The 12,779-nt window shown below is 74.0% G+C and carries 11 protein-coding genes; 3 read left to right on the forward strand and 8 right to left on the reverse strand.

The annotated features are described in order from the left end of the window. Window positions 1–156: 156 nt before the first annotated feature. The 3 genes from ACLJOK_RS12555 to ACLJOK_RS12565 are packed head-to-tail and all read right to left on the reverse strand — an operon-like array spanning window position 157 to window position 3,750. Window positions 157–2,160 carry a sulfatase-like hydrolase/transferase gene (locus tag ACLJOK_RS12555; RefSeq protein ID WP_410818489.1) on the reverse strand — a complete coding sequence of 668 codons (2,004 nt, stop codon included), beginning with the start codon at window positions 2,158–2,160 and terminating at the stop codon, window positions 157–159. Further along, the gene (locus ACLJOK_RS12560) at window positions 2,153–3,583 is read right to left on the reverse strand and encodes a class I SAM-dependent methyltransferase (protein ID WP_410818491.1); all 1,431 of its coding nucleotides are present in this window, start codon (window positions 3,581–3,583) and stop codon (window positions 2,153–2,155) included. Before ACLJOK_RS12560 ends, ACLJOK_RS12555 begins: the two co-directional genes overlap by 8 nt. 17 nt (window positions 3,584–3,600) lie before the next feature. Continuing rightward, window positions 3,601–3,750, reverse strand: a complete 150-nt coding sequence (locus ACLJOK_RS12565) for a hypothetical protein (protein WP_165947858.1) — start codon at window positions 3,748–3,750, stop codon at window positions 3,601–3,603. Between the two features lie 198 nt (window positions 3,751–3,948). On the opposite strand from ACLJOK_RS12565, the gene ACLJOK_RS12570 reads away from it, so the two are divergent. Beyond that, window positions 3,949–4,794: an arginase family protein gene (locus tag ACLJOK_RS12570; RefSeq protein WP_410819342.1), complete on the forward strand. Its 846-nt coding sequence runs from the start codon at window positions 3,949–3,951 to the stop codon at window positions 4,792–4,794. A gap of 12 nt (window positions 4,795–4,806) precedes the next feature. Here ACLJOK_RS12570 and ACLJOK_RS12575 read toward each other — a convergent pair whose 3' ends face one another. The 5 genes from ACLJOK_RS12575 to ACLJOK_RS12595 all read right to left on the reverse strand — a co-directional run bounded on the left by ACLJOK_RS12575 (window position 4,807) and on the right by ACLJOK_RS12595 (window position 10,957). After that, on the reverse strand, window positions 4,807–6,120 hold the full coding sequence (locus ACLJOK_RS12575) for a glycosyltransferase (protein ID WP_410818493.1): 1,314 nt from the start codon (window positions 6,118–6,120) through the stop codon (window positions 4,807–4,809). Then, window positions 6,117–8,339 carry an ArnT family glycosyltransferase gene (locus ACLJOK_RS12580; RefSeq protein ID WP_410818495.1) on the reverse strand — a complete coding sequence of 741 codons (2,223 nt, stop codon included), beginning with the start codon at window positions 8,337–8,339 and terminating at the stop codon, window positions 6,117–6,119. Before ACLJOK_RS12580 ends, ACLJOK_RS12575 begins: the two co-directional genes overlap by 4 nt. 44 nt (window positions 8,340–8,383) lie before the next feature. Beyond that, window positions 8,384–9,889 (reverse strand): sensor histidine kinase, encoded by a 1,506-nt coding sequence (locus tag ACLJOK_RS12585; RefSeq protein ID WP_410818497.1) that lies wholly within the window; start codon window positions 9,887–9,889, stop codon window positions 8,384–8,386. Next, the gene (locus ACLJOK_RS12590; RefSeq protein ID WP_410819344.1) at window positions 9,867–10,607 is read right to left on the reverse strand and encodes a response regulator transcription factor; all 741 of its coding nucleotides are present in this window, start codon (window positions 10,605–10,607) and stop codon (window positions 9,867–9,869) included. Before ACLJOK_RS12590 ends, ACLJOK_RS12585 begins: the two co-directional genes overlap by 23 nt. Window positions 10,608–10,726: 119 nt before the next feature. Continuing rightward, window positions 10,727–10,957 (reverse strand): hypothetical protein, encoded by a 231-nt coding sequence (locus ACLJOK_RS12595; RefSeq protein ID WP_410818498.1) that lies wholly within the window; start codon window positions 10,955–10,957, stop codon window positions 10,727–10,729. A gap of 200 nt (window positions 10,958–11,157) precedes the next feature. Here ACLJOK_RS12595 and ACLJOK_RS12600 point away from each other — a divergent pair, with 200 nt between their 5' ends. Continuing rightward, entirely contained in the window at window positions 11,158–12,105 is a 948-nt protein-coding gene (locus ACLJOK_RS12600; RefSeq protein WP_410818500.1) for a serine/threonine-protein kinase, read from the forward strand. Between the two features lie 70 nt (window positions 12,106–12,175). Further along, on the forward strand, window positions 12,176–12,601 hold the full coding sequence (locus ACLJOK_RS12605; protein ID WP_410818502.1) for an OsmC family protein: 426 nt from the start codon (window positions 12,176–12,178) through the stop codon (window positions 12,599–12,601). Window positions 12,602–12,779: the final 178 nt, after the last annotated feature.

The raw sequence follows: 12,779 nt of genomic DNA on the forward strand, positions 1-12,779 counted from the left end.
GGGGGACAACGCCCGCCGTGGTTCGGCGGTGAGGTATGCGTCACCCGATTCCCGACCGGGCGACCGGGAAACCCAGCATCCCGCCAGACGGGACCGGACCGGACCGAACCCGGAAGCCAGGCCGGACCAACCCCGGAAACCAGGCCGGAAGCCAGGTCACGACAGGGTGAGGCGTCGCAGCGTACCGTCCGTCGCGACCTGGAAGACGTCGAGCTGGTTGGTGCCGGCGTGGAACAGCTTGTCGTCGGCGAGCAGCGCTGCGAACCGGCGTCCGCCGGGGTCGGCCGGCACCACCGGGACGACGGCCCCGATGCGGCCGTTGACGGCGACGGCGAGCAGGGTGCCGTCCGGGATCCGGTCCGGGACGTCTCCCCAGACCAGCGCCGGAAGGGTGCCGGTGTCCGGGTCCGTGGCGGTGAACGCGGCCAGGTCGGCGACCCGGGCGCTGCCGGCGGCCGGGCCGGCGCGGACCTCGGTGCCGACCAGGGGGTGGGGTGTCGGCAGGGGTGGCGGGGCGGGCACGCCACCGGGGAAGGTGACCGGAACGCCTGGGCGGTCGTAGAAGTGCTTCGCACCGTCGGTGCGGGGGGCCTGCCGGGCGGAGCGCCCGTCGACCCGCCAGGGCAACCGGACGCCGGCCTCGTCGGCCACTGTCGGCAGCAGGTCGACGTGTTCCCAGTTGCGGTCGTCCACCCGGCCGGTCTGCTGCCGGGGTTCCTTGACGAACGTCGGCACCCAGGCCACCTCGCCGGCGGCGGCCTTGATGGCGTCCATGCCCCGGCCCTGGGCGCCGGGGCGGAAGCTGACCCCATGGTCGGCGGTCACCACGACGAGGGCCTGGTCGTAGAGGCCGTTGGCGCGCAGCGTCCGCAGCGTCTCGCCGATCAGCCGGTCGGTGTAGCCGAGCTGGGCGAGGTGCCGCTGCCGGGCCAGGTCGACCCACCCGGCGCCGTCGTTGGGCAGGTCCTCGGGGGCGTCGTAGCGCGCCCCGGACGGCAGGTACGCCCACGGTGAATGCGGCATCAGCAGGTGCAGGAAGTGCAGGGTGGGCCGGGTGGTCGGCTTCAGCCCGGCCAGGAAGCTGGTGAACCGGGCCGGTTGGTTGTCGTCCAGGCTGTCCCAGCGGAACTTCGGGTCGGCCGGCACCGGTTCGGCGGCGTCCAGGCCGGCTTCGGCGCGGGTCTGCTCGCGGTAGGAGTCCTCCGGGTCGACAGCGCTCTCCGTCGGCCCGGCGACCCGGCCGAGCAGCTTGCCGGTCTCCCGGACCAGCACGCCGAGCCCCTGCTCCGGGGTGACCGGCTGCTCGCAGCGACTGGGTGGGCAGAGCCGGGTGATGCTCTCCTCGGCGCGGATGTCGTACAGGCCGCCGAAGGCGGTGAAGATGTTGTCCGGGTACTGCGAGTAGTGCGGGGCGACCGGCTTGGCCGGGTAGCGGCCGGTGAGCATCGCCGGCAGCGCGTTGGGCGTCCATCCGCTGACCCCGGTGGAGTTGCGGTACCAGGTGGAGCCGCCGGCCAGCTCGGCGAAGTGCGGGTACCGCCCGGCGTCGACCTTCCCGTCCGCGCCGAGCAGGCTGACCAGCGGCAGCTCGTCGAGGATCAGCATGACCACCGGCGGGTGCACGGCCGAGCCCTGCGCGGTGCCGGCCGCGCCGCCGTCGCCGCGCGGCAGGACCACCGCCGAGGTCGGTGAGGCGAGCAGGAAGAGCGCCACGAAGGCCACCGGGCCGGCGGCGGCCAGTCGCAGCACCCGGCCCGGCGCCCGCCACCGCCGGTGCGCGGCCGCGCCGGCGGCTCCGGCCAGCACGGCCACCAGCAGCAGGGGTACGCCCCGAAGTGGCGTGACGTGTCGGCCCACCTGCACGGCGAGGGCGGCGGCCAGCAGCCCGACCAGCGCGGTGTGGGTGAGGGCGCGGGCGGTCCGGCCGGCCAGTCGGCTGAGCGCGCCGAGCAGCGCCACCGCGGCCGTGGGGAGCACCGTCACCAGGGCGAGCAGCAGCAGGATCTGGGCCGGGCCGGCGCGGTGGAAGAGGAAGAAGTCGGGGCTGCGGCCGAGCACGTCCAGCAGTGGCTGGGTGACCACGAGGCCGACCAGCGCGACGATCTCCAGCAGTCGGCCCAGCTCACCTCGCCAACCCCGGTCCCACAGCGGTTCAGCCACCCATCACCGTCCGGTAGAGCGTGCGGGTGCCCGAGGACAGTTCCAGCCGGTCGGTGATCCGTCCTCGGGAGGCGAGCAACGTCTCGAAGGTGTCGCGTCGGTAGTCCGGGAAGAGACCGGCGGGCTTGTTGGCCAGCAGTCGGGTCGCCATCGGGTCCTCCGGGTGGACGAATTCCACCACCACAGCGCCGCCCGGCGCGGTCAGCCCGGCCAGCCAGTCGATGACCTCCGGCAGCGGAACGTTGCGCCCGATCGCCAGGTGGTGCACCACGGCCAGGGCGAGTACCACGTCGGCGGACGCCCGCTCGGCGAAGCCGGCCCGCTCGACGCCCCGCCAGCCGCCACCCGGCGACGGGTCGGCCAGGTCCAACACGAGCGGCAGGATGCGGCGCTGCCCCTCGGAGCGCAGCTGTCGGTACAACTCGTCGACGACTGTCGGGTCCTGCTCGACGGCGACCACGTAGTCGGCGTGCCCGGCCGCCAGCCGGGAGTAGCGGCCGTCGTTGGCGCCGAGGTCGAGCACCAGGCGGGGGCGGGTGCCGGCGGCCACGGCGGTGGCCACGAACTGCTCCTTCGCCACCCGGTCGCGGGCCGAGTAGCCGCAGCTGCGCTGGTAGTCCGACCAGTGGCTCTCGGGCGGGCGGCGGTCCAGCTTGCGGACCAGTTTCTCGATGCCGCGGACGGTGGCGAGCAGCAGCTCCCGGGAGAAGCCGGCGGTCCGCAGTTGGTCGCGGACCTCGGTGGTGCTGGCGGCGGCGTTGCGTTGCTGCATGGCCCCGTGCAGGTGCAGGTGGGTCAGCACGCCGGGGCGCAGCCGGCGGGCCCCGTTGAAGAGTGGCCGCAGCTCGTCGGCCTCGATGCCGTCGACCCGGGCGCGCAGCCACGGTTGGAAGTCGACGCCCAGGTGGGCGGTGAGCATCAGCGGGTAGAGCACGGTCTGGCAGAACTGCCGGTAGCCGGCCCACGGTTCACCGTCGCGAACCGGCTCGAAGGAGCCGATGTCGATGAAGACCGGTTGGGCGCCGCGCCACTGGAGGTTGTACGCCGAGCCGTCCTTGGTGGTGAATCCCTCGCCGAGCGCGGCGGTCAGGATCTCCAGGTGCAGCAGGGCGGCGTCGCGCAGCATGCTGAACGACCACTCGTACGGGTGGGAGACGAACGGGATGCGCTCGTGGCGCAGCACGGCGGCCCACGGTGCTCCGGTCGCGGCGGGCACCAGGGTGGGCGGGGCGTCCTCGGTGGCGCAGACCTTGCGCGCGGCGACGAGCGCCGGGAAGAACGTGCTGCCGGTCAGTGCCCGCCAGTGCTCGGCGGCCTGGGGGTCCAGACCGCGCAGCACCTCGTCGCCGACGTGGAAGACCCGGTTGGCGGGGTCGCGGAAGGAGGCCGGCTCGGGCCGTACCTCGGTGGGTGAGATCGCCATCGTCGGGGCTGGCCCGTTCAGCGCTGGTCGGTGGGTTGCCGGCGGAACCGGTCGACCAGCCGTCGCCAGTAGAGTTTCGCGGCGACCGCGGCGCCCGCCACCCCGCCGACGACCGCCTGCACGATCAGGCTGCCGGACCCCGCGTCCAGGTAGGCCAGATGTTCCACCGATCGCTCCTTGCCTCGCCGCCTCGACACCGGCGTCCCGGGCGTAACCGATGAGGCTTTTGACCCAGAAAGCCGGACTTGTCCCTCACCGTACGCCGGTCGTCCGCGCCGTCGCGGGCACATCGGCGTACTCCCAGCCTCACCACAGAATGCGGCCGGGACGGCCGGCCGCGCCGGTACGCTGCGGACGTGCGCTGGATGATCGTGGACGCGCCGCTGGACTCCTCCGGGGCAGGGCGCGGCGAGGAGCGGGCCCCGGCCGCGCTGCGCCGGGCCGGCCTGCGCGAGGCCCTGGCCGCCGACGACGACGGGCGGATCGACGAGGCGCGGTTGCGCGGCCCGAACCGCGACCAGTCCAGCGGGGTGATCGGCGCGGCGGACCTGGTCCGGGCCGGCGGCGCCATCGCCGCGCGGATCGGCGCGCTGATCGCGGACGGCCACCGACCACTGGTGCTCGGCGGCGACTGCGCGATCCTGCCCGGCATCTGCCGGGCACTGCCCCCGGCGACCGACCTGTGGTTCGTCGACGCCCACCCGGACTTCCTCGACGGCACGACCTCGCCGACCGGCGAGGCCGCCGACATGGACCTCTCGGTGGTCACCGGGAACGGCCCCGCCGCCGTCGGCCCCGGCGGCGCGCTGATCGAACCGAGCCGCGTCCACCTGCTCGGGCACCGCCCGGCCACCGACGAGAGCAGCCGGGTCGAGGCGGCCCGGATCGACCCGGCGATCCACCAGGTCAACGCACCCGAGTTGCTGCGCCGGGGCGCGGCGACGGTCGGCGTGGGCCTGGCCGCCGACGGCGACGGACCGGCCTGGCTGCACCTCGACCTGGACGTGGTGGACCCGCGCGACCTGCCGGCCGTGACCTACCCCGAGCCGGACGGGCCGCGCTGGGCCGACCTGATCGCACTGGTCACGCCGTTGGCCCGCGCCGACCGGCTGCTCGGGATGAGCGTGACCGACCTGAACACCGACGAGGACCCCGACGGGCGGCACACCCGCCGCGTCGTCGAGGTCCTCACCGAGATGCTGGTCGGCTGACCAGCCGGTGACTCAGGTGCGCCGGTGGTGCATGCCCAGGCGCAGCAGCACGAACCGCAGCACTGTGGCGGCCAGGTTCGCGGCCACCAGCACGGCCAGCTCCACCGGCCGGGCCGGTACGGCGGAGACGACGTGCAGCACCGCCAACGCGCCACTCGTCAACGCCAGACCGAGAGCGAAGGCCAGTAGCCCCTGCGCGTGGTGCCGGGCGGCGTGCCGGCGTCCGCTGATGCCGAACGTCAGCCGGCGGTTCACGGCCGTGTTCGCCACCGCCGTCACCAGCAGCGCCAGCAGGTTCGCCGGCTGCGCGCCGAGGATGCCCCGGGTGGCCACGAACAACAGCAGGTACGCGAGCGTGCTCGCCACCCCGACCGCCGCGAACCGGACCAGCTGCCGAGGCAACCCGACCGGCACCTGCCCCGGCAGCGCCTGGCCGGGCTGGGCCTGGCCGGGCTGGGCCTGACCGGGCTGGGCACTCGGCGCGGTCAGCGGCGTCACGCCCGGCTGGGCACGCGGCGCGGTGAGCGGCGCCCGGCCGAGCTGCGCGCGTAGGTCGGCCAGGGGCAGCGCGCCGGTCAGCAGCGCCCGGCCCAGCCGGCCCACGCCACGCAGGTCGGCCAAGGCGGTGGCGACGATGTCGACGCGGCTGTCCGGGTCGTCGACCCAGTCCACCGGCACCTCGTGGATGCGCAGCCCGGCCCGCTGGGCCAGCACCAGCAGCTCGGTGTCGAAGAACCAGCCGGTGTCGCGTACCAACGGCAGCAGCTCCGCGGCCACGTCGGCGCGGATCGCCTTGAACCCGCACTGCGCGTCGGAGAACCGCGCCGCCAACGCCCCGCGCAGCAGCAGGTTGTAGGCCCGCGAGATCACCTCCCGCTTGGCGCCGCGCACCACCCGGGAGGTACGCGCCAGCCGGGTGCCGATCGCCAGGTCGGAGTGACCGGAGATGAGCGGCGCGACCAGCGGCAGCAACGCCGCCAGGTCGGTGGAGAGGTCCACGTCCATGTACGCCAGCACCGGCGCGGACGACGCCGACCAGGCGGCGGAGAGCGCCCTCCCCCGGCCCTTGGCGTCCAGGTGCAGCACCTCGACGCCGGGCAGCTCACCGGCGAGGCCGTCGGCCACCTTCAGGGTGTCGTCGACGCTGGCGTTGTCGGCGATGGTGATCTGGAACGGGTACGGGAAGTTCGCGCTCAGGTGGGCGTGCAGCCGCCGTACGCACGGCCCGAGGTCGACCTCCTCGTTATGGACCGGGATCACCACGTCCAGCACGGCGGCGGTGGGTCGGGCCTGGACGGCGGCCCGTGGTCCGCCCAGCGCGGTCACGACGCCTCCGTACCGGCGCTGAGGTCGTAGAGGGTGACCCCGTCGACGGTCTGCGCCGTGAACGTCTCCGCGACCCAGGCGGCGATCTCCTGAGAGGCCGAGCTGCCGCCGTTGGCCCGGAAACCACCGCCACCGACGAAGTAGTGGATCTTTCCGTCGCGGACGTACCGCTGGAACTGCCCGAGGGTCGGTGACGGGTCGCTGCCGTTGAAGCCACCGATCGGCATCACCGGTTCGCCGGTGGCGAGCTGATAGCCGGACGCGTTGTTCGAGCCGATGGTCGCCGCCACCCAGGTGTAGTCGGCGCTGTCGTGCTCCAGCAGCTCGCGTAGCGCGGCGCTGGGCTCACGGGCGTCGAGCAGGCCGCCCATTCCCCCACCGGCCGGGCGCCCCTGGCCGCCGGTGGCGCCGGGCCCGCCGGTGCGGCCACCGCCGGGGAAGCCGGGCATCTGACCGCCGTTCTGGCCGCCACCGTTCTGGCCGCCGCCCGGGAACTGGCCCCCGCCGGGGAGACCGCCCGGGAACTGGCCGCCACCGTTCGGCCCCCCGCCCGGGAACTGACCGCCGCCGGGGAGTTGACCGCCGGCCGGCAGTTCCATGCCGCCGGGCGGTCGCCCGCCGGGGAAACCGCCCCTGCCGAACCCACCCGCCACGAACGGGCCGGCACTCGGAATCGACCCGGTGTGCGGGGTCGCGGTGGTCTGCACCGCGTACGCCACCGGGCCGGCGAGGGCCGCCGCCGCGCCAAGACCCAGCACCACCGGCACCAACCGGCGGGGCAGTCGGGTGACGAGCAGGAGCAGCACCGCGCCGACCAGACCGGCGACGAGCACAGCGGTCCGCAGCCACGGGTGCCAGTCGGGGCTACGTCCGAGCAACACCCACGCCCACCACACGGTGACCGCGAGAGTGCCGGCGAGCGTCGCCGTGGCGGCCAGCGGACGCCATCGCCGCCAGCGCGTACCGGCAGCTTCGGCGGACCCGGACGCGGGCAGCAGTCGGCGGTGCCCCCAGAGCAGCGTCACGCCAATGCCGACCAGCGCGCCGATCGCCGGTGCGAGCGCCACCGTGTAGTAGGCGTGGAAGATCCCGGACATGAAGCTGAAGATCAGGCCGGTGACCAGGAGCCAGCCGCCCCAGAGCAGCAGCCCGGCCCGGGTGCGGTCGGTGCGGGCCGCCCTTCCGGCCAGCAGCAGGCCGACGACCAGCAGGATCAGCGCGGCCGGCAGCAGCCAGGAGACCTGACCACCGATCTCGCCGCCGAACATCCGCAGCACGCCGTTCTGCCCGGAGAACGGGCCACCGCCGCCGCCCGGTCGGGCGCCACCGCCGCCGACGCTGCCGACCTCCTCGCCGGTGATTCGGCCGAGGCCGTTGTAGCCGAGGGTCAACTCCAGGATGCTGTTGCCCTGCGAGCCGCCGATGTACGGGCGGGCGCTGGCCGGCACCAGCTCGACCAGCGCCACCCACCAGCCGGCGGAGACCACCACCGCCAACCCGGCCAGCAGCAACTGCCGGACCCGCCGCCACAGCCCGGTCGGCGCGGCCAGCAGGTAGACGCCGGCGAAGACCGGCACCACAAGGAACGCCTGCAACATCTTGGTGAGGAAGCCGAAGCCGACCAGCACACCGACCAGCACGATCCACCGGGTGCTGGCCGTCTCCAACGCGCGCACTGTCGCGTACGCCCCGGCGACCAGCAGCAGGACCAGCAGCGCGTCGGGGTTGTTGAACCGGAACATCAGCGTCGCCACCGGGGTGACCGCGAGGACCGCCCCGGCGATCAGACCGGCGGCCGGCCCGTACCAGCGCTTCACCGTCGCATAAAGCACGCCGACCGATGCGACCCCGCAGAGCGCCTGCGGCACCAGCATCGCCCAGCTGTTCAACCCGAAGACGCGCACGGACAGGGCCATCAGCCACAGCGACGCGGGCGTCTTGTCGACGGTGATGGAGTTCGCGGCGTCCGACGAGCCGTAGAGGAAAGCCTTCCAGCTCACCGAGCCGGCCTGCACCGCCGCCGCGTAGAACGAGTTCGCCCAGCCGGACGCGCCCAGGCCCCACAGGTAGAGCAGGCCGGTGGCGAGCAGCAGGATCGCCAACGCGGCCCGGGCCCAGGCCGGCGAGCGGCGCGTCGGCGGCGAGTGCTCGTCGGGGCGTGCGGCAGTTGGCGGCTCGGGTTCGGCGGGTGCCGTCAGCAGGGTCTCGGTTCTGTCCATGCGGCCAGCCTTGAGGGCTCGCCTGGCGCGACCCCGTGCACGAACTATGCGTCAGCTGTGGGATTCGGCAGCCGGACGGTGAACCGTGTCCGACCTGGACGGCTGTCCACGCCGACCGTGCCGTGGTGCGCCTCCACCACCGCCGCGACGATCGCGAGGCCGAGGCCGGTGCTGCCGTGGGCGCGGGAGCGGGAGCTGTCGCCCCGGGCGAACCGCTCGAACATCTCCGGTTGCAGCTCCACCGGCACCCCCGGCCCGTCGTCGGCGACGGTGAGCACCGCGCTGGCGGCGTCGACGGCCAGTGTGGTGGTGACAGTGCTGCCGGGCGGGGTGTGCACCCGGGCGTTGGTGAGCAGGTTCGCCACCACCTGATGCAGCCGTGCGGCGTCGCCGGGCACCCGGATCGCCACCTCGGGCAGTTCGAGCTGCCAGCGGTGTTCGGGGCCGGCGACGTGCGCGTCACTGACCGCGTCCACCACCAGGGCGGTCAGGTCCACCGGTTCGACAGCGAGCGGCCGGCCGGTGTCGAGGCGAGCCAGCAGCAGCAGGTCGTCGACGAGGCTGGTCATCCTGGTGCTCTCCGACTCCACCCGGCGCAGCGCGTGCGCCACGTCGGCGGGAACCTCGTCACGGCCACGCCGGGCCACCTCGGCGTAGCCGCGGATCGCCGCGAGAGGCGTCCGCAGTTCGTGGCTGGCGTCGGCGACGAACTGGCGTACCCGGGTCTCGCTGGCCTGCCGGGCGGAGAGCGCGTCGGCGACGTGGCCCAGCATCCGGTTCAGCGCCGCGCCGACCTGACCGACCTCGGTGCGCGGGTCGGTGTCGGCGGCCGGGACCCGGACGGCGAGCGCCACCTCCCCCCGGTCCAGGGGCAGCTCGGTGACGCGGGTGGCGGTGGCGGCCACCCGGTTGAGCGGTCGCAGGGTCGCCCGCACGATCAGCGCGCCCGCCACACCGGCGAGCAGCAGCCCGACCGCAGCCACCCCGGCCTGCGCGGCGACCAGCGCCCAGACGGTCTCCTGGACGCCGGAGAGGGGGATCGCGACGACGCGTACCCGGCCGTCCCAGTACTGCCGGGCCACGGCCCGGTAGTCACCGCGATCGCCGAGGTCGACGGTGCGCGGTCTGGCGTCGACCGGCAGGTCCGCCAGCACGGCGACCTCCCCCACCGCGACGGACTGCTCGTCGGGGAACGGATCGGCGCTGGAGACGCTCTTGGTCAGGGTCCGGGCGCTGGTCACGCGGCCGTCGGTGATCTCGGCGACCACCGCGCCGGACGGCAACCCGGGCGGGATGCCCGGTCCGTTGCCGGGAAACGCCGGCCGCCCCGGCCGGTCGCCCCGCATGGCCGTCGCGGGGGCCAACTGGGCGTCGAGCCGGTCGATCAGGAAATGTCGCAGCGCCACAGTGGTCAGGCCACCGATGGCGACGCTGACCAGGGCGAGCAGCGCGAGCAGCGCGAACACCAGTCGGGTACGCAGGGAGCGCCCGGCCAGCCACCCGCGGGCGGCACGCAGCGGGCGGCGCCTACTCGGCGGGTTTGAGGACATAACCCGCGCCGCGCAGCGTGTGGATCATCGGCGCCCGTCCGGCGTCGATCTTCTTGCGCAGGTACGAGATGTACAGCTCCACCACGTTGGCCTGACCACCGAAGTCGTAGTTCCACACCCGGTCGAGGATCTGTGCCTTGCTGAGCACCCGGCGCGGGTTGCGCATCAGGTAACGCAGCAGCTCGAACTCGGTCGCGGTGAGGGTGACGAGCTGGCCGGCCCGGCGGACCTCGTGGCTGTCCTCGTCGAGGCTGAGGTCACCGACGGTCAGCACCGCCTCCTCCCGGGCGGCGATCGCCAGCCCGGAGCGGCGCAGCAGCGCGCGCAGCCGGGCGATCACCTCCTCCAGGCTGAACGGCTTGGTGACGTAGTCGTCGCCGCCGACGGTCAACCCGGCGATGCGTTCCTCGACCGCGTCGCGGGCGGTCAGAAAGAGCACCGGCACTGTGGGGGCGTGCTCGCGCAGCCGGCGCAGCACCTGGAAGCCGTCCAGGTCGGGCAGCATCACGTCGAGCACCACGGCGTCCGGTTGGAAGTGTCGGGCGGTGCTCAACGCCGCCATGCCGTTGCCGGCGGTGCGGACCTGCCAGCCCTCGTAGCGCAGGGCCATCGACAGCAGGTCGGTGAGCGTGGGTTCGTCATCGACCACCAGCACCCGGACGGGTTCACCGTCGGGGCGACGCAGCTCGATCCGGCTCGGCGCGGCCTGCCCGTTCATGACCATGGGCCCCATCGTGGCCGCCACGCCTGTGCCGCGCCCCTGCGGAAGCTGTGCGCGAGCTGTGCGGCCGGGCCGACGCGACGCCGGCGAGACCACCGGTCAGCCCCGCCTCGTGGTCACTCGGACACCCCGTACGCGTCGGTGCGCACGAACCGCATGCTCCAGCCGCCGGCCTCGTCGAGCCGGTCGCGTTCGTAGAGGTGGTCGGGGCCCGGCTGCACCGGGCCCGTGCCGTCCGGGTGCCGCATGATCCAACGCTGGGGTGGGGCGCCGTCCGACCCGGCCGGCAGCAGCCGGACCAGGCCGTCCGCGGGCCCACCGATGAAGCGTACGGTGACCTCGCTCATCGCGGCGTCCCCCCGGGTGACCGTGCCGGCACAATCGGTGACACCGGCTCTGGCTCGCAAGCTACCGCACCCACCGCCCTGGCGCAGCGAGGTGCGCACTGCCCGTCCGCCCCGAGTCGGGCTCCGGTTTGCCCAGCTCGGCGCTCGGGTACCGGCACCTGAGCACCCGCCGTCGGCGGGGCGAGGACGAGGAGCGGTCGATGCGAATGCTGGACGGGCGGTACCGGCTCGAACAGCGCATCGGGGTGGGCGGGATGTCCGAGGTGTGGCGGGCCTACGACCAAGTGCTGGACCGGCCGGTCGCGGTGAAGCTCATCTCGCCCGGCCGCGACGATCGGGACGGCCCGGTGGACCGGATCCGCGCGGAGGCCCGCTCGGCGGCCCGCCTGGAACACCCCAACGTGGCGACAGTGCACGACTTCGGCACCTCCTCGACCTGGCCCGGCCGACCGGTGCCCTTCATCGTGATGGAGCTGGCCGAGGGTGAGACGCTCGCCGTGCACCTGCGCGCCGGGCCGCTGGACTGGCAGATCGCGGTGCGGGTCTGCGCGGAGGTCGCCGCCGCGCTGGCCGCCGCGCACGCCGAGGGCATCGTGCACCGGGACGTCAAGCCCGCCAACGTCATGCTCACCCCGGCCGGGGTGAAGGTGCTCGACTTCGGCATCGCCATCGCCGCCGGGGAACCGGACCCGATGCCGACCGGGATGGTGCTCGGCACCCCGGCGTACCTGGCGCCCGAACAGCTGGACGAGGCGCCGGCCACCCCCGCCGCCGACATGTACGCCCTCGGCGTGCTGCTCTACTACAGCCTCACCGCCCGCCTGCCCTACCGCGCGGCGACCGCCAGCGAACTGCTGCACGTCCGCCGCCATCGGCCACCGGAGCCGCTGCCCGACATCGCCGGGCTCCCGCCGGAGGTCGCGGAACTGTGCCACTCCTGCCTCGCCGACGACCCCGAGCAGCGTCCGACCAGCCTGGTCGCCGCGCTGCAACTGGCCGAGGCGGTGGACGCCCGGGTGTACGTGCCGATGACGATCCCGACGACCCGCCGGCCGGCCCCGACGTCGCCGTGGACCGAACGGGCCGCCGCGGCGGCCACCGAGGCGGTGGCGCTGGTGGACGAGCCGAACCAGCCCGCCGGGCGCTGACCGGACGACAGGCGGCGTTTCGCCGGGCGGCGAAGGGGTAGCCGTCCTGGTGAGCGACGGGAGAAACGCGATGCCGGATCAGAGTTCCTGGCTGCGTGAGGCCACAGCGACCGCCGAGGGCGGTCACGTACGCACCGACGATGGCGGGCTCTCCACCGCGCTGGCTTCACCGCTGGCGCCGCACTGCACCGGGTTGACCCCGGAACAGTTGCTGGCCGCGGCCTTCGCCTCCTGCCTGCATCACGCGGCAGTGGAGGTGGCCGGGGAGATCACCGATGAGGCGCACACCGTGCAGGTCCGGGCGGAGGCGAAGCTGGGACGGGACACCGACGGTCGATACCGGGCCGACGTGCACGCGGAGATCTCCTCAGCCGGTCTGAGCCGAGAGCAACTGGCCGACCTGGTCGAGTACGCCGACCGGCTCTGGCCGTTCTCCAGCAGCGACACCAGCCGACACCGCCTAACCGTCACCCCAGCCGAAAACGGCCGACACTAACGCCGCAGCCCGCCAGCACGCCCGCACGCCCGCACGCCCGCACGCCCCACCGCGCCGATCTTGCACTTTCGGTCGTCGATATCGGGGGGATGCCCCCCTTATGTCGCGACAGCAAGTGCAAGATCGCGGAGCAGGGCGGGGATCTTGGGGCGGCGCCGGGACCGACCTGCGGGGCGGG

This window comes from Micromonospora sp. 050-3 (genome assembly GCF_046549335.1).
In the GTDB taxonomy this organism is placed as follows: domain Bacteria; phylum Actinomycetota; class Actinomycetes; order Mycobacteriales; family Micromonosporaceae; genus Micromonospora; species Micromonospora trifolii.